This is a genomic window from Curtobacterium sp. MCPF17_031, assembly GCF_003234035.1.
GTDB lineage: Bacteria > Actinomycetota > Actinomycetes > Actinomycetales > Microbacteriaceae > Curtobacterium.
Genome location: NZ_QKSG01000001.1, coordinates 105,790 through 127,658, shown reverse-complemented (window position 1 = coordinate 127,658; position 21,869 = coordinate 105,790). Strand labels below are relative to the sequence as shown.

At 72.1% G+C, this 21,869-nt stretch carries 25 protein-coding genes and 1 pseudogene; 4 read left to right on the top strand and 22 right to left on the bottom strand.

Annotation, left to right across the window (positions count from 1 at the left end):
* Positions 1 to 37 precede the first annotated feature (37 nt).
* The gene (locus tag DEJ31_RS00645) at positions 38 to 1,729 is read right to left on the bottom strand and encodes a class I adenylate-forming enzyme family protein (RefSeq protein ID WP_111120978.1); all 1,692 of its coding nucleotides are present in this window, start codon (positions 1,727 to 1,729) and stop codon (positions 38 to 40) included.
* Between the two features lie 190 nt (positions 1,730 to 1,919).
* Between DEJ31_RS00645 and DEJ31_RS00640 the strand changes: the two genes are divergently transcribed.
* Together DEJ31_RS00640 and DEJ31_RS00635 are read left to right on the top strand one after the other, a co-directional pair.
* Positions 1,920 to 2,621 carry a YafY family protein gene (locus DEJ31_RS00640; protein ID WP_111044189.1) on the top strand — a complete coding sequence of 234 codons (702 nt, stop codon included), beginning with the start codon at positions 1,920 to 1,922 and terminating at the stop codon, positions 2,619 to 2,621.
* 96 nt (positions 2,622 to 2,717) lie between these two features.
* The gene (locus tag DEJ31_RS00635) at positions 2,718 to 3,089 is read left to right on the top strand and encodes a VOC family protein (RefSeq protein WP_111120977.1); all 372 of its coding nucleotides are present in this window, start codon (positions 2,718 to 2,720) and stop codon (positions 3,087 to 3,089) included.
* 133 nt (positions 3,090 to 3,222) lie between these two features.
* On the opposite strand, the gene DEJ31_RS00630 is transcribed toward DEJ31_RS00635, so the two are convergent.
* The 6 genes and pseudogenes from DEJ31_RS00630 to DEJ31_RS00605 form a co-directional block, all read right to left on the bottom strand.
* Positions 3,223 to 3,678: a hypothetical protein gene (locus DEJ31_RS00630; RefSeq protein ID WP_111120976.1), complete on the bottom strand. Its 456-nt coding sequence runs from the start codon at positions 3,676 to 3,678 to the stop codon at positions 3,223 to 3,225.
* A gap of 126 nt (positions 3,679 to 3,804) precedes the next feature.
* A complete protein-coding gene (locus DEJ31_RS00625; protein ID WP_181433431.1) occupies positions 3,805 to 4,629 on the bottom strand; it encodes an alpha/beta hydrolase in 825 nt (274 codons plus the stop codon).
* Positions 4,630 to 4,634: 5 nt separating this feature from the next.
* Positions 4,635 to 5,246, bottom strand: a complete 612-nt coding sequence (locus tag DEJ31_RS00620) for a class I SAM-dependent methyltransferase (protein WP_110902383.1) — start codon at positions 5,244 to 5,246, stop codon at positions 4,635 to 4,637.
* Positions 5,247 to 5,313: 67 nt separating this feature from the next.
* Positions 5,314 to 5,715: pseudogene (locus tag DEJ31_RS00615) on the bottom strand (DUF4259 domain-containing protein); the annotation flags it as partial.
* Positions 5,716 to 5,777: 62 nt separating this feature from the next.
* Positions 5,778 to 6,434: a hypothetical protein gene (locus tag DEJ31_RS00610; protein WP_146243078.1), complete on the bottom strand. Its 657-nt coding sequence runs from the start codon at positions 6,432 to 6,434 to the stop codon at positions 5,778 to 5,780.
* A 225-nt stretch (positions 6,435 to 6,659) separates the two neighbouring features.
* Entirely contained in the window at positions 6,660 to 7,676 is a 1,017-nt protein-coding gene (locus DEJ31_RS00605; RefSeq protein WP_220034838.1) for a LysR family transcriptional regulator, read from the bottom strand.
* Between DEJ31_RS00605 and DEJ31_RS00600 the strand changes: the two genes are divergently transcribed.
* Both DEJ31_RS00600 and DEJ31_RS00595 read left to right on the top strand, forming a co-directional pair.
* Positions 7,675 to 8,487: an inositol monophosphatase family protein gene (locus DEJ31_RS00600; protein WP_111120971.1), complete on the top strand. Its 813-nt coding sequence runs from the start codon at positions 7,675 to 7,677 to the stop codon at positions 8,485 to 8,487. The two genes, DEJ31_RS00605 and DEJ31_RS00600, sit on opposite strands and share 2 nt — an antisense overlap.
* 41 nt (positions 8,488 to 8,528) lie before the next feature.
* The gene (locus tag DEJ31_RS00595; RefSeq protein WP_220034837.1) at positions 8,529 to 9,197 is read left to right on the top strand and encodes an NADPH-dependent F420 reductase; all 669 of its coding nucleotides are present in this window, start codon (positions 8,529 to 8,531) and stop codon (positions 9,195 to 9,197) included.
* Between the two features lie 75 nt (positions 9,198 to 9,272).
* On the opposite strand, the gene DEJ31_RS00590 is transcribed toward DEJ31_RS00595, so the two are convergent.
* From DEJ31_RS00590 to fliD, 15 genes are all read right to left on the bottom strand, one after another.
* Positions 9,273 to 10,448, bottom strand: coding sequence for a flagellar hook protein FlgE (locus DEJ31_RS00590; RefSeq protein WP_110902388.1), 1,176 nt, complete (start codon positions 10,446 to 10,448; stop codon positions 9,273 to 9,275).
* Positions 10,449 to 10,491: 43 nt separating this feature from the next.
* On the bottom strand, positions 10,492 to 10,932 hold the full coding sequence (locus tag DEJ31_RS00585; protein WP_110902389.1) for a flagellar hook assembly protein FlgD: 441 nt from the start codon (positions 10,930 to 10,932) through the stop codon (positions 10,492 to 10,494).
* Between the two features lie 28 nt (positions 10,933 to 10,960).
* Positions 10,961 to 12,478: a flagellar hook-length control protein FliK gene (locus tag DEJ31_RS00580; protein ID WP_111120970.1), complete on the bottom strand. Its 1,518-nt coding sequence runs from the start codon at positions 12,476 to 12,478 to the stop codon at positions 10,961 to 10,963.
* Complete coding sequence (locus tag DEJ31_RS17690) at positions 12,475 to 13,233, bottom strand: C40 family peptidase (RefSeq protein WP_111120969.1); 759 nt, start codon at positions 13,231 to 13,233, stop codon at positions 12,475 to 12,477. Before DEJ31_RS17690 ends, DEJ31_RS00580 begins: the two co-directional genes overlap by 4 nt.
* Positions 13,230 to 13,655 carry a flagellar FliJ family protein gene (locus tag DEJ31_RS00570; protein WP_111044200.1) on the bottom strand — a complete coding sequence of 142 codons (426 nt, stop codon included), beginning with the start codon at positions 13,653 to 13,655 and terminating at the stop codon, positions 13,230 to 13,232. Before DEJ31_RS00570 ends, DEJ31_RS17690 begins: the two co-directional genes overlap by 4 nt.
* Positions 13,655 to 15,013 carry a FliI/YscN family ATPase gene (locus DEJ31_RS00565; RefSeq protein WP_258366047.1) on the bottom strand — a complete coding sequence of 453 codons (1,359 nt, stop codon included), beginning with the start codon at positions 15,011 to 15,013 and terminating at the stop codon, positions 13,655 to 13,657. The genes DEJ31_RS00570 and DEJ31_RS00565 overlap by 1 nt, the downstream gene beginning before the upstream one ends.
* Positions 15,010 to 15,633 (bottom strand): hypothetical protein, encoded by a 624-nt coding sequence (locus DEJ31_RS00560; RefSeq protein ID WP_111120968.1) that lies wholly within the window; start codon positions 15,631 to 15,633, stop codon positions 15,010 to 15,012. The genes DEJ31_RS00565 and DEJ31_RS00560 overlap by 4 nt, the downstream gene beginning before the upstream one ends.
* A complete protein-coding gene (gene fliG / locus DEJ31_RS00555; protein WP_111044202.1) occupies positions 15,626 to 16,663 on the bottom strand; it encodes a flagellar motor switch protein FliG in 1,038 nt (345 codons plus the stop codon). Before fliG ends, DEJ31_RS00560 begins: the two co-directional genes overlap by 8 nt.
* On the bottom strand, positions 16,660 to 18,336 hold the full coding sequence (fliF, locus tag DEJ31_RS00550; RefSeq protein WP_111120967.1) for a flagellar basal-body MS-ring/collar protein FliF: 1,677 nt from the start codon (positions 18,334 to 18,336) through the stop codon (positions 16,660 to 16,662). The genes fliG and fliF overlap by 4 nt, the downstream gene beginning before the upstream one ends.
* On the bottom strand, positions 18,336 to 18,668 hold the full coding sequence (gene fliE / locus DEJ31_RS00545) for a flagellar hook-basal body complex protein FliE (RefSeq protein ID WP_181421458.1): 333 nt from the start codon (positions 18,666 to 18,668) through the stop codon (positions 18,336 to 18,338). The genes fliF and fliE overlap by 1 nt, the downstream gene beginning before the upstream one ends.
* On the bottom strand, positions 18,668 to 19,063 hold the full coding sequence (locus tag DEJ31_RS00540; RefSeq protein WP_111044204.1) for a flagellar basal body rod protein FlgC: 396 nt from the start codon (positions 19,061 to 19,063) through the stop codon (positions 18,668 to 18,670). The genes fliE and DEJ31_RS00540 overlap by 1 nt, the downstream gene beginning before the upstream one ends.
* Positions 19,060 to 19,404, bottom strand: a complete 345-nt coding sequence (locus DEJ31_RS00535) for a flagellar basal body protein (protein ID WP_111044205.1) — start codon at positions 19,402 to 19,404, stop codon at positions 19,060 to 19,062. The genes DEJ31_RS00540 and DEJ31_RS00535 overlap by 4 nt, the downstream gene beginning before the upstream one ends.
* Before the next feature lie 156 nt (positions 19,405 to 19,560).
* Positions 19,561 to 19,872 (bottom strand): hypothetical protein, encoded by a 312-nt coding sequence (locus tag DEJ31_RS00530; RefSeq protein WP_111044206.1) that lies wholly within the window; start codon positions 19,870 to 19,872, stop codon positions 19,561 to 19,563.
* Positions 19,862 to 20,344 (bottom strand): flagellar export chaperone FliS, encoded by a 483-nt coding sequence (gene fliS, locus DEJ31_RS00525; RefSeq protein ID WP_111044207.1) that lies wholly within the window; start codon positions 20,342 to 20,344, stop codon positions 19,862 to 19,864. Before fliS ends, DEJ31_RS00530 begins: the two co-directional genes overlap by 11 nt.
* Before the next feature lie 17 nt (positions 20,345 to 20,361).
* A complete protein-coding gene (gene fliD / locus DEJ31_RS00520; protein ID WP_111120966.1) occupies positions 20,362 to 21,762 on the bottom strand; it encodes a flagellar filament capping protein FliD in 1,401 nt (466 codons plus the stop codon).
* Between the last annotated feature and the right edge of the window lie 107 nt (positions 21,763 to 21,869).

Sequence of the window (21,869 nt, the reverse complement as noted above, 5' to 3'; positions counted from 1 at the left end):
TCGCCGTCGGGTCGTCAGCGCGCTGGCGCCACTGCATTCAGGGGCGGACGAACAGGCCGGCTTCGGCGTCGTCGGACGTGCGGCGCTGCATCACGAAGTGCTGCTTCTTCCCGGTGGCCGTGTAGGGCAACTCGTCGACGAAGGCGTAGAGGCGCGGCCGCTTGAAGTCGGCGAGGTCGGTGCTCGCCCGGCAGTGTGCGTCGAGGGCGGACACCGCTGCCGCGGGATCGGTCAGCTGTCCGCTGCGACGGACGACGTACGCCACGACGACCTGGCCCCACTCGGGGTCCGCCTTCCCCACCACGATCGAGTCCGCGACCCCGGCGTGACCGGCGAGGACCTCTTCGACCTGCACGGGGTGCACGTTCTCGCCGCCGGAGATGAGCATGTCGTCCTTCCGGCCGACGATCGTGACGACTTCGTCCTCGTTCCAGGTGGCGAGGTCACCCGGGTAGAACCACCCGTCCTGGAACTTGGCGCGCTCGGCAGCCGGGTCGTGCACGTAGGCGTACCCGGACTTGATCGACCGGATCGCGATCTCGCCGATCTCCTTGCCGTCCTTGGCCACCTGGTCCCGCGGGTCTGCGAGCCGTCCGGCGAGGGCCTGCACGACGGCGACGTCGTCGTCGATGTTCGCGCGTCCGGCGGCACCCGCGTTGGCGGTCAACTCGTAGCCGCGGAGGAACGTGTTCCAGAACGTCTCGGTCGTGCCGTAGCCGTTCGAGATGTTCGGGGTGAGCACCCGCTGGTACCGCAGCGCCGCCTGCCGTTCGAAGGGTGCCCCCATCGTCACGATGCCGGTGAGGCTCGACAGGTCACGGGGTCGCGCCTCCTGCTCGTCCGCGAGGCGCTCCAGGTTCGTCGGAGCTCCGACGACGAACGTCAGGCTCGACTCCTCGATCAGGTCGAGGACGCGCACCGGGTCGAACTGCCGCAGGGTGACGGCTTCCGCCCCGACGTAGAACACCGGGTTCGGTCCCGCGCAGTACACGCCGCCCCGGTGGAACCAGGGCGACATGTTCAGCGTCCGGTCCCGGGGTGACAGCGGCAGGTGCATGATCACGTCGTGCGCACTCAGGGTCTCGTTGAGGCTCGACAGGGGCACGGCCTTCGGGCGGCCCGTGGTGCCCGAGGTGTAGAGGCGGGTGGTCTCGTCCCAGACGGTGCCGGCTTCGGGAGCTCGGAACGACGGTGCCGACGTGTCGAGCAACTCCGCGAAGGTGATCGAGCCCGGCAACGGCTCGACGTCAGGGGCCGGCTCTCCGACCGAGACCAGCACGGCCGGTCGATGGGAGGCCAGTGCGAGCGCGGTCGCGACGTCGGCGGAAGCAGCGGCTTCGTAGACGAAGACCACGGGCTCGGCGTCGTCGAGGATGTGTGCGGTCTCCCCGGGTGCAAGACGGAAGTTCATCGGCGAGCCCACGGCACGCAAGCCCTGGGTCGCGACGTAGAGGAACGCGAACTCCGGCCGGTTCATCAGCTGGTAGCAGACGACGTCGCCGGCTTGCACACCGTGGCGTGCGAGGCCACCGACCAGGTGTCCGGTGACCGCGCCGAGCTGGGCGTACGTCCACGACCGCCCGGTCTCCGGGTCGCTCAGAGCGGGCTTGCCGCCGAACCGGTGCACGTTGCGCTCCACGGCGGAGGCATAGGTGAAGTTCCGCTCGAAGACCGCCCGCAGCCGGGTCGGGTCGTACGCACGTCGGACGTCGGAACCATCTGCACTCATGTGACGATCAAAGCCTCATGAACTTCCGCACCGGAACCATTCCGCCAGGAGCGAACCCGGACCCCGCAGTGCGGACAGACGTCCACCGCCGGATCACTCCCGGACTGGGCAGGGCTCGTCGAGCTCGGCCGACGCCGACGGGTCCCAGATCGTGGTCTCCGCGCCGACTACCGAGTCGCATGATGGTGGAGTGAACCGCACCGACCGCCTCTACGCCCTCGTCGAGGAGTTGCGCGCTGTCGCTCCCCGGCCCCGCAGCGCGCGTTGGCTCGCCGAGCGGTTCGGGGTGTCGGTGCGGACCGTCGAGCGCGACCTCTCGGCGTTGCAGCAGTCGGGCCTCCCGATCTGGGCCGAGCCCGGCCGGACCGGGGGCTACGTCATCGACGCGACCGCGACGCTCGGGCCGACCGGGTTCACACCGGACGAAGCGCTCGCGGTGCTGGTCGGGCTCGGGACGCTGCAGCGTGGGCCCTTCCGACAGGCCGCCGCGACCGCCGTCCGGAAGGTCCTCGCGGTGATGCCGGAAGACGACGCTCGACGGGCCAGGGCCCTGGCGTCACGGGTGCACCTGCTCGAACCCGCCGACGACGCACCGGTGCTGCCGGCCTTCGCCGCCGCACTCCGGGCAGACCGGGTGGTCCGGCTGCGGTACCGGGACCGCTCGGGGTCGGAGTCCGTCCGGGAGGTCGAACCGCTGGGGTCGATCGGCAAAGCCGGCGACTGGTACCTGATCGCCTGGTGCCGCCTGCGGGACGGTGTCCGCGCCTTCCGCGGCGACCGGGTGCTGTCGATCGAACTGACCGACGAGCGTCCGCAGGCGCGGACGCTCCGCCGCGAGGACCTGGACATCCCGTACGGTCGCCTCCGATCCGTCACCGAGCACGTCGACTGACCGGAGGCGACCGGATCCGGGAAACACCGACAGGACGGTGTCGCGGGTGTCGGCGAGGCTGGCCGGACCAGATCACCACTGCTCCAGGAGGCCCCCGTGTCGTTCACATCCATCCGCATCGTCACCGAGGACGTCGACCGTCTCGCCGCGTTCTACGAGCGTGTCACCGGCCGCCCGGCGGAACGACCCACGCCGGTCTTCGCGCAGTTCAGCGGCTCCGGCGCGGTCCTGGCCATCGCGAGCACGGCGACGGTCGCGATGCTCGGGGACGCCGTGTCCGCGCAGACGAACCGGTCGGTGTTCATCGAGTTCGAGGTCGCGGACGTCGACGGCGAGTTCGAGCGCCTGCAGCCTGAGCCCGACGACGTCGTCCTGGCACCGACGACGATGCCGTGGGGCAACCGGTCGGCGCTCGTCCGCGACCCCGACGGCAACGTCGTGAACCTGTTCAGCAGGCCGGCGTCCTGAGCGACTGCCGCTCGACAGCGGCAGGGACGTCGCGGCTCGTCCGGCGGCCGTCCGGTCCCTCCCCAGCCCGGCACCCGACGGGAGGCGCGGTGCGGGCCGGCGCCGCGCCTCCCGTCCGGCGGGTGCGCAGCGGTCAACCGTGCGACGCGGGAAGGCGGACGGTGACGCGACCGGAGGACGGACCGCCACACGGCTCCGCGTCGTGCGGACTGTCCCAGCGCAGCGCCACCGACTGCTCGATGAGCACGTGGCCGGCACGGTCGTACACGGCGACCGCACCGCGCTCCGGCGTGTCCATGCCCAGGTACAGCGTCCGGCTGTCGCCGCCGGCGACGGGTGTCGGTGTGTTCGCCGGGTCCGCCTCCGGTGGGAAGGGCGGCGGATCGTCGGCTGCGGGTGGCTCGCATCCGGCACCGCCGCACGCGGTCACGGTGGCGACGTCGGTGGTGTCGCCGAGGAGCGTCACCTCGACGCCGTTCGCCCAGCCGATCGCCGTGCAGGCGGTCGGACCGACGCTGCACCCGGCGACGCCGAGGGCGACGACGAGCGCCACCGCCCCGCCGATGGCCGCCGCTCGCCCCGTCCCCATGCGTCGATCCTGCACCGGGCGGTCCCGACCGCGGGACACGGTTCGGTCACGTCGTCCTGGGCGTCGGCCTCGGGATGCGGAGGAGCGCGACCGGTCGAGGGATCGGACCGATCGGACACCGGCTGTTCACGCGGGAGTCGGGCGGCGCCGCATCCACTCGGCGATGAGCGCGGTTCCCGTGGTGAAGGCCGGGAGGCCCGGGCGGTTCAGGAAGGCGTGCGCACTGCCCGGCAGCACATGGCGTTCCACGTCGGCGCCCGCGGCCGCGAGCTCGGCCGCGAAGCGATCGCCCGAGGTCCGCATCGTGTCACGCTCGGCGTTCACGACGAGCGTCGGCGGGAAACCGGTCAGGTCGTGCCCGCCGGGGAACGCGTACCGGTGCACCAGCGCCCGCCGGGTGCCGGCGTGGTTGCGGTTCGCGACGTCGAGCGCCCACGGCGCGTGCGTGATGCGACGATGGCCGCGCGAGCGGTGCGCTGGGTCGCTCTCCCGGGGGCGCGCGGCGTGGAAGAACCCGTACGCGAAGACAGCTCCGACCGGAGGGGTGCCGTCGTCCACCGCGTGCAGGGCCGCGGCGGCAGCCAGACACGCCCCGGCGCTCGCGCCGCCGAGGACGATCCCCTCCGGGGACTGGGCCGACACGGCCCGTGCCGCGGCGGTGACGTCCTCGAGTGGCAGCCGGAAGCGCTCCGGTTGCTCCGCTGGCCCTCCCGGTCGCCGCCGCAGCGGTCCTGTGCCGGGGAACGGCGCCAGGCGGTACGCCGCCGTCACCACCCTGACGCCCTGGTCGGCGAGGACGCGGGCGACGTCGTGGGCCTCGGGTTGCGCAGGACTCCCCCGGAAGAACCCGCCGCCGTGCAGCCAGAGCAGCGTGGGACCCGCGCTGCTGTCCTCCGCCTCCGGTCGGTACCAGCGGAGCGATTCCGCACCGACGGCGTCCAACTTGCGCACGGGGATCAGGCCCCCGCACCGAGGCGAACGAGGACCGCCCCGTGCGGCCGCGGTGTCCCGCTCGCCGCGCAGCGGGTGTGCGTCTCGACGACGTCGAAGCCCGCGGCCCGCAACTCCTGCTCGAGCGCTTCGGCGGGCCACCGGTGTGCCGTCACGACCGCGTGGTCGAACGGCTCGACTGCGGGACCGACGAAGAAGCCGACGAGGAGCATGCCGCCCGGGCGGAGGACCCGGGCGAACTCCTCGAGAGGACGGCGGATGCGCTCCGGGTCGTGGTGGACGAGCGAGTACCAGGCGAGCACACCACCGTACGAGTCGGACGGGTCGTCCAGGGCGTCGATGCTGCCGGTCGTGAACCGGACGCCCGGGTAGGTACCCCGGGCGTGGTCGATGAAGGCCGGCACAGCGTCGATCCCGCGGACGTCGTGACCCGCCTCGGCGAGGAACGCGGTCCAGTGCCCTGGACCACACCCGGCGTCGAGTACCGGCCCCTCGACCGATGCCGCCCAGGCGCTGACGAGCTGCACGTCCGACGGGTGGACCGAGTCCATGGTCCCGAGGAGTTCGACGTACTCGGCTGCTCGGTCGGTGTACGCGTCCTCGACACTCGTCCCCATCGGGGCAGGCTACCGACGAAAGCCGAGGGAGCGGTCCGACCCGGCGGTCCTGACGCTCCGTCGTGACCTACTGGTCGGTGCGGAGGTTCGCGCGCAGGCGTGCGATCGACACACGCCACTCGCCGAGCTCGGTCGTACCGGCGTCGTCCCACAGTTCCGCGAGTTCGCCCTCGCCAGCCGAGGCAGCGGCGACGGCCTGCCCGGCCAGTCGGACGAGCCCCGCATCGGGCTGGCCGGCACGGTCGACGAACTGCCCGATGGTTGCGGTGTAGGCGTCGTCCTGCGTCGGCCGTCCGAGACCGTGCGCGACGACCTCGGCGGCGGCGATCGCGAGTTCCGCGACGTCGCTGTCCATCCCGGGTCCGGCCTCCGTCGCCGCGGTGAGTGCCGACTCCACGACGGTCCACCCCCGCTCGTCGTCCAGATCGCCGACGAAGTCCGCCGCTGCGTCGTTGCCGACCGGTTCTGCGCTCCAGGTCCCCGTGTGGCAACCCTAGACGGCGTGCACGGTGGAGGAGCAGGACCGCCGACTCAGACGATGACGACCTTCGCGTGGACGAGGATGTCGTGCAGGTCGGGACGCAGCGCCTCCTGTGAGGAGGTCTTCACCTTCACGATGAGCGCCGCTCCCGGCTTCGCGAACGCGCGTGCCACCGTGGCTGACCACGATCCGTCGGTGTTGTGGCCCGCGATCGACAGGAACTGCGCCGTCCCGTCGGTCATGGTCGGCAGGAGCTGCTCCTCGAGCTGCTCGGCCGGCAGCCCGGCAGCCGTGAACAGCTCCTCGGTGGCCGCGCGGTCCCCGATCGACGGGTCGAGGTCGGTGATACGCTGCTGCATGATCGTCGCGACCGACCCGTCCGACTTCGTGTACTCCCGCGTCCCCGTCGCGGAGTCCTCGCCGGTCTGCTTCCAGTCGCCGAGCGCGGAGATCTCGAGGCTGAACGCCGGCAGCTCGGTGGTCGAGAGCGCGGTGCCCTCCTCGAACGTCAGGTCCGTCGGTTCTGCGGCGTCGGCGGTCGGTGTCGACGACGCGACCGGTGTCGACGACGCGCTCGGCGATGACGCCTGCGACGTCGGCCGCTGGCTGGCCTGCGCGGTGCTGCCGGGTCCTGCGCACCCGGACAACGCGATGACCGCGATGACCGTTGCCGTGCCCATGGTGGTGATCCTGGACGTGATGGACATGTGTTCCCCCTTGCCTCCGCCGTGCGCCCCGTGCACCAGCGAGTCCACGTCCGAGCCTAGAGGTCAGCGCCGTGGTGCGCGCATCGGGCACTCGTCGCCGCCCGGCGGTTCACCGGGCGTCGAACCGGTCCTGGTTCGCTGACACGTCGTCCCGGTGCGCTTCGGACCAGCGCTCGAGTCGCCGCACCGTCTGGTGCGGGGACGGTCTGAGGTCCGTGAACCCGATCATGACTGACGGCGTGGATCCCGCCCGGAGCGCAGCACGTCCCCGGTGAGGGCGCGGAACCACCGGTGCCCTACGTCGGCGGTGAACTGACGGTGCCACGCGAGGACGATCGGTACCGGCGGGAGAGCGACCGGCAGCCGGAACGACCCCACTCCGTCGTCCAGCCGTGCTGCCACGGAGGCCGGCACGACGGCGACGGCGTCGGTCGACCGGACGACCTCGATCGCCGCGCCGGTCGCCGCCAGGGACGACACGACCGTCCGCGACCGGCCGACCGACTCCAGGTGATCGTCGACGCGGTCCCGCAACCGGCCTCGGCGCGACACCACCACGTGCGGCACCGCGACCCACTGCTCGAGGTCGATCGGTGCCGAGAGGATTGGATGACCGGCACGGGCCACTCCGACGAGCTCGTCCGTGCCGACGGCCTGGTGGTCGATCGACGGTGACACCGGCGCCGCTGATCCGATCTCCAGATCGACCACCCCACGTCCGAGTTCGGTGTTCCCGCCGGACGCCTCACCGAGGAACCGCACCCGGACACCGGGCGCGACCGTCGCCACCCGCTGCACGAGAACGGGCGCCAGTGCCGTCGTCAGGGCGTCGTGCGCCTGGATAGTGAACACACGCTGCAGCGCGTCGAGGTGCAACTCCCGTTCCGGTGTCAATACGTCGGCACTCCGCAGGACCAGGGCACGCACTTCGTCCCGCAGCGCGATCGCACGCGGGGTCGGCCGCATGACGCGACCGGCACGGACGAGGATCTGGTCCCCGGTCGCCTGGCGGATCCGACCGAGGGTGCGACTCATCGCGGGGGCGGACAGGTGCAGTCGGTCTGCGGCACCGGTGACGCTCTCCTCTTCGAGCAACGCATCCAACGCAGTCAGGAGGTTCAGGTCCAGTTGCACGAAACGCAATCTACATGTGCGCGGATTGTATTTGTGCGCATCACCGCCCGCTCCTACCGTTGCCACCACAGCGACGAGGAACGCCGCGGCGAAGGAGAAGAACCCCATGGACGACACGATCAACTCTGCGCAGACGGTCGACGACCTCGCGCTGCTCGCCGGCCTCACGGCCGCGGTCACCGAAGCAGGGGCCGTGTTGCTCGACCGCTTCTCGACCGAGGACCGCGTCGACGACCTCGACACGCTCCTCGCGGCGATCGGCGACAACGACGTTGCTTCGGTCGCGGTGCTCCGCCCGGCACTCGAGCGGCTCCGTCCGGAGGCCCGGTGGGACGACGACGAAGAAGGTCGCGGCTCCCTGGGTGCCGGAGAGTGGTGGGTCACGGACGCCGCCGAGGGCAACGTGAACCACATCCACGGCCGGGTCGACTGGGGAGTCACCGCGACACTCGTCCGCGACGACGTCCCCGTCGTCACCGCGGTGTTCCTGCCCGCCCTCGGCCAGACCTTCACCGCGGTCCGAAGCGCAGGGGCGTCCCTGAACGGTTCACCCCTCGCGGTGTCCGCGAAGTCCGACCTGGCCGCCGCACTCGTCGGCACCGGGCAGGCCGCGCCCGGCGAGGCAGCCGACGCCCGCCGCCGCATGAGTGCGTCGATCGACCGGATGCTCAGCGCCGCACTGCTCGTGTCCGCCACCGTCCCCGCGACCCTGCAGCTCGTGCAGGTCGCCGCAGGGCACACCGACGCGTTCTGGCAGTACGGCCAGGTCCGGTCCGGTCTCGTCGCCGGCGCACTGCTCGTGCAGGAGGCCCACGGCGCCGTCATCGACACCACCGGCGCGCCGTGGACCCTCGCCAGCGACGACTTCATCGCCACCACCCCCGGCCTGGCATCGGGCATCGCCGCGGTTCTCCGCTGACCGCCGGTCGCCCCGCAGCTTCCCCAGGACAAGGAGTCCGCATGACCATGAACACCACCACGACCACGACCACGATCACGACGAGCACCATCGCCGTCCTCGGCGCCGGGCGCGTCGGCACGACCCTCGCAGCCGGGCTGGCCGCCGCTGGCCACCGGGTCACGCTCGGGGTCCGCGACCCGGGCACCGCCGCGGCCCGGAGCGACGCCAGCGTCTCGGCCGTCGCGACCGCGATCGCGAACAGCGATCTCGTCATCAACGCGACCCCGGGCGACGGTTCGCTCGAACGTCTCACCGGCCACCGTGAGGCACTCGCCGGCAAGGTGCTCCTGGACGTCTCGAACGCCACCGTCCGGAGCGCCGACGGCCTCCCCGGTGGGCTCCTCCACCGGGACACGAGTCTCGGTGAGCTCCTGCAGGCAGCACTCCCGGCGACGAAGGTCGTCAAGGGCCTGAACACGATGCTGTTCTCCGTCATGACGAGCCCCGGTGCGCTCCGGAACCCACCCACTACGTTCCTCTCCGGCGACGACCCCGACGCGAAGGACCTGGTGCGGGCCGTCCTGAGCAGCCTCGGATGGCAGGACGACTGGGTGGTCGACCTCGGAGACATCAGCACAGCTCGGGGCACCGAGGCGGTGGCGCTCCTGGTGCCGAGTCTGCTCGGGTCGGTCGGCTTCGTGCCCTTCGCGATCGCCGTCGCCCGCTGACCGTCCGGTCAGCACGCCGACACCGAGGACCCCCGGTCTCCCCTCACATGGGAGACCGGGGGTCCTCGTCGATCATCAGCGCTTCAGGTTCGTCAGCTCCTGCAGCACCTCGTCCGAGGTGGTGATGATGCGGGCGTTCGCCTGGAAGCCGCGCTGCGCGACGATCAGGTTGGTGAACTCCTGCGACAGGTCCACGTTCGACATCTCGAGCGTGCCGGCAGCCAGCGAGCCGACGCCCGCGGATCCCGGGACGCCGACGGTGGCGGCCCCGGAGTTCGCGGTCGCGCGGTAGCCCGACGCGCCGGTCTTCTCGAGGCCGGCCGGGTTGGCGAAGGTCGCGAGGGCGATGCGGCCGACGGCGAGCGAGGCACCGTTCGAGAACGTGCCCATCACGGTGCCGTCCTTCGAGATCGAGTAGCTCTTCAGCGACCCGGCCTCGTGCCCGTTCTGCGACGAGATCGACGCCGTGTTGAGCGCGGCGAAGCCCGTCAGCTGCGTCATGTCGACCGAAACGCCGCCGACCTGCAGGGTCGCACCGCGTGTGATCTTGCCGTCGGCGCCGAACGTGACGGTGCCGGTGGCCGAGGCGCCCTGCCCGTTCGAGGCGGCGACGGTCCACCCGGTGTCGGTCTTCGTGTACGCGAGCGACAGGGTGTGCTTCGTGCCGTACTGGTCGTAGACGGTGGCGTCGCGGTTGAGGACCTCGCCGGTCTTGGTGTCGGACGGCAGGTTGCCGGTGACGCCAGCGGTGCTGGTCGCAGTGGCGGGGGCGGCGGCCTGCAGCGGCAGCGTGATGTCGCTCATCTGGCCGCCGTCGTCGACGACGCCGTTGGTGGCCGAGTAGCCCTGGACGATCTTGCCGTCCGCGCTGACCAGGCGGCCGTCGGCGTCGAAGTCGAACGCGCCGGCGCGGCTGTACACGGTGTCGTTGCCCAGGCGGGTGACGAAGAAACCGTCGCCGGAGATCATCAGGTCGGTGGCCTTGCCGGTCGCCTGTGCGGAGCCCTGGGCGAAGTTGGTGGAGACGCCGGCGACCTGCACACCGAGGCCGATCTGTGCGGGGTTCGTGCCGCCGATGCCGGTCTGGGGGCCGCCGGCACCCTGGGTCATCTGCGACAGGGTGTCCTGGAACACGGTGGTCGACGACTTGAAGCCGACGGTGTTCACGTTGGCGATGTTGTTGCCCGTGACGTCGAGCATTTCCTGGTGGGAGCGGAGGCCGGAGATCCCGGAGTAGAGCGAGCGGAGCATGGTGCGTCCCTTCGTGGACGAGGAGTGTGGGAAGTGGATGGGGTCAGGAACCGGAGGCGGTGGTGATACCGGAGATCACGTCGAGATCGACCTCCTTCCCGTTCACGGTCACGGTCGGCACGCTCTTCGCGTAGGAGACCGCGGTGGCAGTCCCGGTGACGGCCGCGCCGGAGGCGGCGTCGGTGTAGCTGACCTGCTTCCCGACGAGGTTCGCGGCGGCCATGCGCATCTGCAGCGAGAAGTCCTCGTTGGCCGTCGTGGTCTGGTTGGTGACCTGCTCCATCATCGCGAGCTGCGTCTGCTGGCTGATCATCTGGTTCGTGTCCATCGGCGACGACGGGTCCTGGTTGCGGAGCTGCGTCACGAGGAGCTTCATGAAGACCTCGGAGTCCATCGTCTGCGACCGCGACGAGGTGGGGTTGGCGGCGACTGCTGCGGCGGCCGTGGCGGTGTCCACGGAGCCGGTGATCCCGTCGAGTGGCATGGTTCTCGTTCCTTGTCGTGGTGGCCGGTCAGGCGAGGACGTCGAGTCCCGCGGTGCGGACGGTGGTCGGGGCGGACGGGAGGGCCGTGGCGGGGCCGGTGCGGGCCTCCCGCCCGGTGGGACGAGCGGTGTCACGGCCGGCACCGTCGCGACCGGCGCCGTCGCGTCCGGCGGTGTCGGCGGCCGAGCGGTCGCGACCGTCGGCACCCGCGTCCGCCGGGTGGTTCTGCGCCGACAGGTCGAGCGTGGTGCCACCACCGGAGTCACGACGGAGGTCCGGCAGGATCTGCCGCACCGCGTCGCGACCCGCGTCCGAGGCCGCGAACAACTCGACGTGCATGCCGTGTCCGGTGACGTGGGCTCGGACGGTGACGGGGCCGAGGGCCTCCGGCGCGAGCTGCACCGTCAGGACGTGCTCACCGGGTCCGGCCTGCGCGAGGGTGAACAGCGGACGCGCCAGCTGCTGCGCCAGCGGTTGCGGCGCGGCAGCGGCGGTGGCCGGGGCGACCGACGCTGCGGTGGTCCCGACGCTCGCGGGAGCCGCGGTCGAGGGGACGGCCAGCACGGCGGGTACGTCGACCGTGCCGGTGACGGCCGGGAGGCTCGCCCCGCCCTGGTCCGCGGCGGCCGCGGTGGCCGGATTGCCAGCTGCGGTGGCCGGGTTGCCGGCAGCAGCGGCGGTCGCGGTCGCGGTGACGGTCGCGGTCGGAGTAGCCGCGCCCGAGGTCGGGGCGACCGGGTACGGAGCGACCGTGGGTGAAGCCATCGCGGCGGCGGGCACCGGGATGGAGACGGAGGACAGGGCGCCGGTGGGCGACGCCGCGGTGGTGCTCGGCGCGACGGTGTCCGCCGGCGCTGCGACTGCCGGCGCCCCGACCGCGGCGGTGGCCGAGGTGTCGTTCGCCGACGAGGACGCGGACGACGACGGCACCGCTGTCGGGATCTGAGGAGCCGTGCCCGCCGGTGCGGCGACGATCGACGCAGCCGACGGCAGGACGGGTCCGGGGACCGGCGCGACGGTCGGCGCGTTGCCGGTGGCATCGGTGGAGTCCGCAGTCGCCGCTCCGTCGTCGCCGTCGCCGGAGGTGTCGGGCATCGCGGAGGTGTCGGCGACGGCACCGGCGACGTCGGTCCCGACGACCCCGGCGCTTGCCGCACTGGCGCGGACGAGCACGGCGGCGGCGACGATCGGAACGGCCATGGCGAGGGTGCCCGCTGCGGGCTGCCCGGTCGAGTCGGAGCCGGTCTGCGCGGCGTCGGTCGGCAGGGCAGCGGTGCCGGTCGTCGGCGTCACGGGCCCGGTCTCGGGCGTCGCGGTGACCGGCGTGGTGAGGGTCGCGGGCGTGGTCGACGACGTCATTGACGACGACGTCGGGGCGCTCGTGCTCGGCTCCCCCGCCGGGTTCTGCCGCCTGCGGTCGCGCTCCCCCGCACCGGAGACGGCGGACAGAGCGGCCCCGAAGTCAGTGGCCGAACGGGACTCCGCACGCGGCCGGACGACGGCCGGCACCGGCGTCAGCGGTGCACCCGTCACGAGCGCGCTCACGCGGCGCTCCCGGCGAAGAGCGACTGCAGCGCGGCCATCTGCATGTCGGTGGCGTTCGTGGCGCTGCTCGCACCGGCGGTCCGGGCGACCTGCGCGGCGGAGGTGGCCGCAGCCTCCTGGCCGGACGGCACGATGCGGCGGATGGTGGCGATGTCGGAGTCCTTGTACCAGTTGTCGACGATCCGGACGTCCTTGCCCGGGCGGGGGGCGTGCAGCACCTTGCCGTCGCCGACGTAGATGACGATGTGCTGCTCGCCCTTGGGGATGATGAGGTCGCCGGGCTGCGCCTGCGCCAGGGACGGCACCGCGACGCCCATGTCCGCCTGGTCCGGGACGACCCGGGGCATGGTGACGCCGAGGTCCTTGAAGACGGTCTGCACCAGACCGGAGCAGTCCATCCCGGCGCGCGTCTCGCCACCGAACACGTACGGGACGCCGAGGTACTTCTCCGCCGCGGTGACGACGGCGTCGCCGGTGGCACCGCTGCCGGTCGCCAGGGTGCCGCGGCCGGCATCGACGGAGGTGGCGGGTGCGGCGGTGGCTACGGAGGGGGCGGTCGTGGCGGCTGCGCCGGTGGTCGTGGCGGACCGCGCGCCGGCGCCGGTCTCGGTGGCCAGCGCGTCGGCGAAGGTGGACGCGGCGGCGGAGGACGCAGCGGCCGACCCGGCGGTGGACGGCGCAGCGGCGCCTCCCTGCAGCGTCTCGATCTGGCTGCGGATCTCGCTGATCCGTGAGAGCACGGCGTCGATGCTCATCGGTGTCCCCCCTCGGTGCGGCGACGAGCCGCGATCTCGTCGAGCACGTTCTGTTCGGTGCGCAGGTCCTCGGCGGCGACCCGCGTGGTGTGCTGCCCCTCGAGCTTCTCGAGCCCGAGTGCCGAGCGGCGTGCGGCGTTGTAGGTCTGCTGCGCACGGTCGACGTCGGCACGCCGGGACCGGACGACGGCGTCGAGCTCCTCGAGCATCCCGCGCGTCGCGGCACGGGCCGAGGCGACGGCGCTGAGCGTCGCCGCGTCGGTGATCGTCGACGGTTCGTCGTCGAGGGTGCGGCGGGCGGCCATCCGGGCGTCGGCAGCCTCGCGGACCCGGCCGTTCGCGTCCGCGAGGGTCGCGGCGGCACGGTCCTGTTCGGCGTGCCGCAGACGCAGGAGCCCGGCGAGCGGGAAGCGGCGGGCCATCAGACGAGCCCCCCGCCGTTGCCGAGGGTGCGGACGAGACCGGCGAGGCGCTCCCACGACCCGGCGGCGGTGACCTGCTCGGCCATGCCCTGCCGGAGGAACGCGTCGATGGCGTCCTGGTGGTCCACGGCGGCGTCGACCAGTGGGTTCGTGCCGCGCTGGTAGGCGCCGACGTCGAGCAGGTCCTGCGCGGCACGCCGTGCGGCCATGACCTTCCGGAGCGCGGTCGCGGTGGCGCGCTGCTCGGGCGTCGTCACCTTCGAGGCGACGCGCGAGATCGACCCGAGCGCGTCGACGGAGGGGAAGTGCCCGGTGACGGCGAGCTTCCGGTCGAGGACCACGTGCCCGTCGAGGATGCTGCGTGCAGCGTCGGCGATCGGCTCGTTGTGGTCGTCGCCGTCGACCAGGACGGTGTAGATCCCGGTGACGCTGCCGACCCGGTCGGTGCCGGCGCGCTCGAGCAGGCCGGCGAGCACCGAGAACGTCGACGGCGGGTAGCCGCGAGTGGCCGGCGGTTCGCCGACGGACAGGCCGATCTCCCGCTGCGCCATCGCGACGCGGGTCAGCGAGTCCATCATCAGCACGACGTCCTGCCCGTCGTCGCGGAAGGACTCCGCGATGCGGGTCGCGACGAACGCGGCACGCAGGCGCATCAGGGCGGGTTCGTCGGACGTCGACACGACGACGATCGAGCGGGCGAGTCCCGCAGGCCCCAGGTCGTCCTCCAGGAACTCCCGGACCTCGCGGCCCCGTTCGCCGACCAGGGCGATCACGTTCACGGCAGCGTCGCTCCCCCGGGCGATCATCGACAGCAGCGAGGACTTGCCGACACCGGAGCCCGCGAAGAGGCCCATGCGCTGGCCCCGTCCGACGGTGGTCAGCGTGTCGAGCACACGGACGCCGAGCTGCATCGGGGTGTCGATGCGGGTGCGCGCCATGGCGTTCGGGGTGTCGTGGTCGAGCGGGACCCAGACGTCGGCCGCGAGCGGCCCGCGGTCGTCGATCGGACGGCCGAGACCGTCGATGACCCGGCCGAACAGACCGACGCCGGTCGGCACGAGCACGGGCCGACCGGTCGAGCGTGCCGGGGTGCCCGCGGTGATCCCGTTCAGGCGGCCGAGGGGCATGCAGCGCACCCCGGACGAGTCCGTGGCGACGACCTCGACCGCGGTCTGGGCCGTGCCCTCGCCGCCGACCGTGATGACCTCGCCGACGTGGGCGTCGAGCCCGGCGATCGTCAGGCCGAGGCCGACGGCGCTCGTCACGGTGCCGACCCGCTGGGGTTGCGCAGCACGGATCGCGTCGTCGAGGCCCCGCGGGCGGAGCAGCGTGTGCTCGAGGACACCGGCAGCGCTCACCGGACGCCCCCGAGGGCAGCGCGAGCACGGTCGAGGGCAGCGTCGATGCGGGCGTCGAGCAGTCCGTCGGGCAGGTCGACCACGGCGTCGCCGTCCCGGAGGGACGCATCCGCCACCACGGGGACCGGCATCGTCAGGTCCGCGACGGCCGCCGCGTCCGCCGGGCTGAGCCGCACCGACGTCATCACGGGCGCGCTCGCAGCGGCCAGGGCGCGTCGGAGCGTCTCCTCGGCGGCGGCCGGACGTCCGGACACCCCCTCCACGTCGTCTGCCCGGGAGGCCCGCACCGCGTACCCGACGACGGCCTCGGCCAGGTCGACGGCCGCGCTGGCGACCGACTGCTCGGCGTCGGCGAGGACCGGCGCGACCCGGGCCTGGAGCGCCACGGCGGCACGGTCGAGGACCGCGAGCCGGTCGACGACGAACGCCTCGAGGTCGGACAGCCGCGCGGCGTGCTCGGCGTCCATGCGGGCACGGGCTGCGTCGGTCTCGACCTGGGCGGCACGGAGCCCGGCGGCGTACCCGGCAGCGTGCCCGCGGACGTCCGCGCTCGCGGCACGACGGGCCAGGGCGGCGTCGGTGATCACCGGGAACGCGACCGGGGCGAAGGCGTCAGTCAACGAGCTCGTCCTCCTCGGCGCGGTGGACCGTGATGACGCCCTGGGCCTCGAGCTCGCGGACGGAGCGGACGACCTCGGCGCGGGCCTCCTCGACCTGCGACACTCGGACCGGGCCCATCGACTGCAGTTCGTCGTCGAGCAGTTCGCGGTTGCGCTCGGAGACGTTCGCGCGGATGGTCTCGACGACCGGCGTGGACGCACCCTTCATGGCGGTCGCCAGGATCTTCGAGTCGATGCCGCGGAGCACCTGCTGGATGTCGCGCGACTCGAGCTTCACGATGTCCTCGAAGGTGAGCATCCGGGAACGGATGTCCTCGGCGAGTTCCGGGTCACGGGCCTCCAGACCGTCGAGCACGGCCTTCTCGGTGGCGACGTCCGACCGGTTGATGATCTCGACCAGCGGCGCGATGCCGCCGACGACCTCGACGCTCTCGCGCGGCGAGACGACGGCTCCGGCGCGCGAGCGCAGGACCCCGGCGACGATGCCGACGGATTCGGGCGTGGCGGTGCCCATCGTGGCGAACGCCTGCGCGACGTCGGTGCGAACCCGCTCGTCGAACCCGGCGAGGACGGCGCTCGCCTGGGCGGGCTTCAGGTGCGCGAGCACGAGGGCGATGGTCTGGGGCAGCTCGCCCTCGAGCAGGGCGATGACCTGGCCGGGCTCGGCGTCGTCGAGGAACTCGAACGACTGACCGGCCAGGTTCGACGCCAGCCGGTCCATCACACCGGCGGCGCGCTCGGCGCCGAAGGACGCCTCGAGCAGGCCCAGCGCGGTCTCCTTCCCGCCGCGACGGCTCGTGCGGCCGGTGCGGGTGAGCCGGTGGAACTCGCCCAGGGTGCGGTCGACGACCTCGTCGTCGACGCGGCGCATCCGGACGATCTCCTGTGAGATCTCCTCGGCCTCCAGCTCGGTGAACTGCTTCATGACCTCGGCGGCCCGCTCGGTGTCCATCTGCATGAGGATGAGCGCGACCTTCTGCGCCCCGGTCAGCGGCCGGTCGGTGCCGGGTGCGGGGACGACGGCGCTCACACCGACGCCCGGTCGTCGAGCAGGCCGCGGAGGAGCTCTGCCGTGCGCTTCGGGTCGCGCTCGGCGAGGGCCGCGATGTCCTGGCGGCGGCGTTCGGCGGTGATCTCGTCCGTGGTGAGGACCTCGGTCGGGGCGTCGTCGTGCGGCAGGGCCTGCAGCGCCACGGTCGGGGCGTCCCCGGCCTCGAGACCGGTGCGGACGTCGGCCGGTTCGACGGCGAGCGGCAGCGGGAACGCCTCACCGAACGCGTCGAGCTCACCGATGTCGACCTGTTCGCGCTGCTGGCGGCGGCTGCGACGGGCCAGGACCACCATCAGGGCGACGAGGGCCAGGACGATCCCGACGACGATCCCGGCGGTGCGGATCGCCGACCAGAGCGACTCCTGCTGGTCCGCCTGCTGCTGCGCCTCGAGCGCCTTCGCGGCGTCGTCGGCGGCACTGGTGTCGAAGTCCATCATCGCGACCTTGACCTGGTCGCCGCGGGTCGCGTCGACGCCGGCGGCGTTCGCCACCAGGTCGTTGATGCTCTGCAGGTTGACGCCCTGCACGGACTTCGCCTTGGAGTTGAGCGCGACGGAGATCGTCTGGCGGTCCATCGCACCGGCCGGGATCTGCGTCGTCTCGGTGGTCTTGTCGACGGCGTTGTTCTTCGTCGCGGACTGGTTCTCGTACCCGCCGTCGCCGTTCCCGGTGCCCGAGTTGGCGGTGCCGTTCGGGACGGCGATGTTGTCCGGTCCGAGGACGCCCGTCGCGCCGGCGCCGGCACCGGTGGCCCCGGCGCCGTACTGCTCCTTCGTGGACGACTCGTTGAGCGCCACCGGGCCGGTCGTCGGCGTCGTGTAGGACTCGGTCGTGCGGGTGCCGGAGTTGTCGCTCATCGTCGCCGCGACGACGACGCTGGCGTTGCCGGCACCCAGCGTGGTGTCGAGCAGGTCCTGCACCTTCTTGCTCGTGGCGGCGTCGTAGTCGGCGGCCTGGTCGGTACCGGAGCCGGTCGCGCCGGTGCCGACCGCCGACAGGGTCTGGCCCTTCTGGTCGACCACGGACACGTCGGTCGGCTGCATGCCCTCGACGGCGGCGCTGGTCAGGTGCACGATGGCCTGGACCTGGTCGGTGCCGAGTTGGGCGCCGTTCTTGGTGGCGATGAAGACCGACGCGGTGGGGTCCTTCTCCTCGGACACGAACACGGACTTCTTCGGGATCGCCAGCTGCACGCTCGCGGTCTGCACGCCGTCCATCGCGGAGATCGTCTTGGCGAGTTCGCCCTCGATCGCGCGCTTGTAGGTGACGTCCTGCTGGAACTCGGAGCTCGTCACGCCCATGGTGTCGAGCAGCGAGTAGCCGCCCTCGTTCGACGACGGCAGCCCGTTCGAGGCGGCCTTGAGTCGCTCCGTGTAGACCTTCGCCTGCGGGACCAGGATCGTCGCGCCGCCGTCGGTGAGCTGGAAGGGCACGCCGTCGGTGGTGAGCTGGTCGGTGACCGAGCTCGCGTCGGCAGCGGCCAGGCCGGTGAACAGCGGCGCGTACGACGGCTTGCCGAGCCAGGACGCGAGCGCGATGCCGCCGAGCACGAGTGCCGCGATGCCGATGACCGCGATGGTCCGCTGTGCGGCGGTGAACCCCTTGACGTACGCGCCGAGGCGGCCGAGCACGTTCTGCATGCCGGCGGGCATCAGGCCTGCATCCGCATGATCTCGTTGAACGCGTCGACGCCCTTGTTGCGGACGGCGGCGACGAGTTCGAGGGTGACCTGCGCACGGGTGGAGGCGATGGTGGCGTCGTGGATGTCGTCGAGGTTGCCCGTGACGGCCTTCAGGGCGAGCGTCTTCGAGTCGCTCTGCAGCTGCTGCAGCCCGTCGACGGCGTTGCCGAGGCTGGCGGCGAACCCGTCGCCCCCGGTCCCGGTGACCGCGGACGAACCGAGGTCGCTGCTGGTGCCGGTGACGTTCGTCACGGCGTTCGTCATCGCGTTGGTGGTCACACCGTTCACGGCGTCGATGGGCATCAGTTCTTCCCGATCTGCAGTGCCGCCTCGTAGGCGGTCTTGGCACGGTCGACCACGGCGGCGTTCGCCTGGTAGCCGCGCTGGGCCATGATGAGGTCCGCCATCTGCGTGCCGAGGTCGATGTCCGGCATGCGGACGTAGCCTTCGGCGTTCGCGAGCGGGTTGTCCGGGTCGTAGGTGACCCGGCCGGCGGCACTGCCGAACGCGGCGCCCTTGACGTAGGCGCCGGAGACGCCGTTGCCCTCCTGGACCTCGACGTAGCGGGCCTGGAACGCGGAGTCGTCCATGGACCGGACGGTGTTGACGTTGGCGATGTTGTCGGAGATCGCGTCGAGCCACTTGCGGTGCACGGTCATGCCGGTGCTCGCGATCCCGATCGCGTCGAAGGTCGTCACGAGTTGGTCCGCATCGCCGCACGGACGCTGGTGAGCTCGGAGTTCATCGCCTGCGTCGCGAACTGGTACCGCAGCACCGTGTCGACGTTCGACAGCGTCTCCTCGTCGAGGTTGACGTTGTTGCCGTTCGTGTTCGTCGGCTCCAGGCTCCGCGCGACGGTCGGCGTGGCGCGGCCGTTGCCGTCGACGATCGACTTCGCGAGCGCGTCCTCGAACTGGACCTTGCCGGCCCGGAAGTCCGTGGTGTTGATGTTCGCGATGTTGTCGGCGATCACGCGCTGACGCATCGACAGGCCGTCGAGTGCACTCTGCAGCGCGGCAGACGTCACGGAGTCGAACACGGATGGGTCCCCTCGTCGGGCGTCGTCGGGGTGACGTCGCCGTGGCGGTGGTGGCCGATCCGTGGCCGGTGGTCGAGCGATCCGTGCTCAGAGAGGCCTATCGGCGGCTCCGCTGAGCCGTGTAAGCCGTCGCCCCGAACGGGGGCCGGTATGGCGTCAGGCGCTCGCGTCGAGGTAGACGGAGGCCTGCGGCGTGCGCGTGGCGTCGACCGCGCGGAGCGCGCCGAGGTGCTCGAGCGTCACGCGTCGGGCGTCCTCGACCGCCGTCATCCGGTCCCGCTGCGCGGCGAGCAGACGGGAGGCACGACCCACCAGGTCGCGTGGGATCGGTCCCAGCCCGGTCGGCTCGGGCCACGGGGTGCTGTCACCGGCCGCGGCGGTCACGTCGGCGGTGTCGCGCTCGAGGGTTGCCTCGAGGTCAGCGAGGGCCGCTTCCCAGCGGTCGTGGGTGTCCTGGTCAGGCGACACCGAGCGCCCCGCCCGCGGTGTGCTGCGGTGCGACCGGGGCCGCCGGCAACGAGGCAGCGGCGTCGTGCCACGCCTGACGGAGCGGGTCGAGGATCCGGATGCAGTCCCGGGTGGCCTGGACGTCACGGTGGACGTTCGCGGTGATGAGCGACGTCGACGCGTAGTTGTACACGGCGAGCAGTCCCTCGCCGCCGTCCCACACGTCGATCTTCAGCGTCGAGGACAGCTCCCCGACGATGGCCTGCGCGTGCAGGAGCTGCTCGCGGGCGGCGTCCCAGTCCGCGGCGACCTGGGCGGTCTCGGCGCGGTGCAGGTCGAGCAGCAGGCGGTCGTACAGCATCGTGACGAGCTGCGCGGGCGTCGCCGACAGCACGGCCTCGTTCGTGTACTGGGCGCGGCGCTGGTCGGTGACGGACCGGGGCTGCGCGGCCTGCCGGAAGGCGGCGGCGGCGCTGAGGTCGAAGGCGTTCATGACGGTTCTCCTGCGGCTCAGCTGGACAGTGCCGACAGCTGACCGGCCAGCCAGCTCGACTGCGACTGCAGTTTGCTGAGGCTGGTCTCGAGCGCGGCGTACTGCGTCTGCAGGGTCGCACGGCGCAGGGTCAGTCGGTCGGTCCAGGAGTCGATCTGCGTGTTGAGGTCCTTGACCACGGACTGCTTGCCCGTGATCGCGGTCGTGATGGAACCGGTGTACTTGTCACTGGCGGCCGTGGCTGCGTCCGAGACGGCTTTCGCCACGCCGGACAGCATCGCCTGCGTGCCGGCCGGGTCGGCGGCCAGGGCCTTCTGGAACGCGGCGGCGTCGAAGTCGAAGTCGCCGTCCTTCGAGATCACGATGCCGATCGACGACGGCGACTTCCCGTTGACCGGGGTCGACATCGCGCTCGTCAGCCGCTGGACGGCGGAGCGCGTCGTGCCGTCGCCGAGCAGGACCCCCGCCGTGGTGCTCGTCGTCCCGCTCGTCGGACTCGTGGTGCTCGTGACGCCGGTGTTGGACGCGTAGTACGACGTGACGGCGTTGATCGCGTCGACGAGCCCGGAGGCCACGGCCTGCGCCTTCGTGCTGTCCCGTCCGACCGTGATCGTGACCGAGTCCGTCGACGCCTTCGAGACGGTGACGTCGACGCCGGGCAACAGGTCGTTGAATGCGTTCGTCGCACTGGTGACGGTCTGCGCGGCCGCGGTCCCGGCCCACAGGGTCACCGACGCGTCGGCGGCCCGGGTCACCACGGCCGCACCGGTCTCCGACAGCACGTCGGTCGCGGTCCCCGCGGTGACGTCCGCCGCGGTCCCCCGGTGCAGGGTGAACCCGTTCGCGGCACCCGTCGCGGTGCTCGTCAACTGCAGCCGGTAGAGCTTCGTGCCGCTGGCGTCGGTCCCCGCCGCGACCTTCGTCGCGGTGAGCCCCGCGGCGGAGCCGTTGATCGCCGTCACGGTGTCGTCGAGCGAGCCCGACGCCGGGGTGATCGTCGTGCTGGTGCCGTCCGGCTTCGTGAAGGTCAGCGGCGACGCGGTGTCCCCCCAGGACGACATCGCGGCGGTGACGCCGACCTGCGCGGCGGCGGTCTGACCGACCGTGAAGGACACCGAGCCCGCGGTGGCGCTCGCGCTCGTCGACACGCTGGCGTTCGTGGCGCTCGACGTGGCCGTGAAGGTGTCGAGCGAACCGGCCTTCGCGGCCGCCGAGGCCTTCGTCGCCAGGGACTGCACGAGTCCGTTGATCGTCTGCAGCGACGAGATGAACGAGTTGGTCGTGGTGACCTTGGACTTGAGCAGGGTCTGCGGGACCTGCTCGACGCTCATCAGCGAGTTGATGAGGTCGGTGGTCTTGAGCCCGGAGACCAGGCCGTCGATCGCGAGCGAGGTGCTCGTCGCGGACGTGGTGGACATCGCTGGCTCCCCGGTGGGCGGCGGCTCGGAGTGTGGGCGGACCGGCCGAGGTCAGTCCGCAGGGGTGGAGGCCACCACCGAGGAGCACCCGAACGGCTCCTCGGCGG

Coding starts and splice junctions, on each gene's coding strand:
- fliE (WP_181421458.1), bottom strand. CDS start 18,668: ATGCCCATCGACGCCGTGAACGGTGTGACCACCAACGCGATGACGAAC.
- DEJ31_RS00620 (WP_110902383.1), bottom strand. CDS start 5,246: ATGGGGACGAGTGTCGAGGACGCGTACACCGACCGAGCAGCCGAGTAC.
- fliF (WP_111120967.1), bottom strand. CDS start 18,336: ATGCCCGCCGGCATGCAGAACGTGCTCGGCCGCCTCGGCGCGTACGTC.
- DEJ31_RS00610 (WP_146243078.1), bottom strand. CDS start 6,434: ATGTCCATCACGTCCAGGATCACCACCATGGGCACGGCAACGGTCATC.
- DEJ31_RS00590 (WP_110902388.1), bottom strand. CDS start 10,448: ATGCTCCGCTCGCTCTACTCCGGGATCTCCGGCCTCCGCTCCCACCAG.
- DEJ31_RS17690 (WP_111120969.1), bottom strand. CDS start 13,233: ATGAGCATCGACGCCGTGCTCTCACGGATCAGCGAGATCCGCAGCCAG.
- DEJ31_RS00600 (WP_111120971.1), top strand. CDS start 7,675: ATGGACGACACGATCAACTCTGCGCAGACGGTCGACGACCTCGCGCTG.
- fliD (WP_111120966.1), bottom strand. CDS start 21,762: ATGTCCACCACGTCCGCGACGAGCACCTCGCTCGCGATCGACGGCCTG.
- DEJ31_RS00585 (WP_110902389.1), bottom strand. CDS start 10,932: ATGCCACTCGACGGGATCACCGGCTCCGTGGACACCGCCACGGCCGCC.
- fliS (WP_111044207.1), bottom strand. CDS start 20,344: ATGAACGCCTTCGACCTCAGCGCCGCCGCCGCCTTCCGGCAGGCCGCG.
- DEJ31_RS00630 (WP_111120976.1), bottom strand. CDS start 3,678: ATGGGGACGGGGCGAGCGGCGGCCATCGGCGGGGCGGTGGCGCTCGTC.
- DEJ31_RS00605 (WP_220034838.1), bottom strand. CDS start 7,676: ATGGGGTTCTTCTCCTTCGCCGCGGCGTTCCTCGTCGCTGTGGTGGCA.
- DEJ31_RS00595 (WP_220034837.1), top strand. CDS start 8,529: ATGACCATGAACACCACCACGACCACGACCACGATCACGACGAGCACC.
- DEJ31_RS00645 (WP_111120978.1), bottom strand. CDS start 1,729: ATGAGTGCAGATGGTTCCGACGTCCGACGTGCGTACGACCCGACCCGG.
- DEJ31_RS00570 (WP_111044200.1), bottom strand. CDS start 13,655: ATGGCCCGCCGCTTCCCGCTCGCCGGGCTCCTGCGTCTGCGGCACGCC.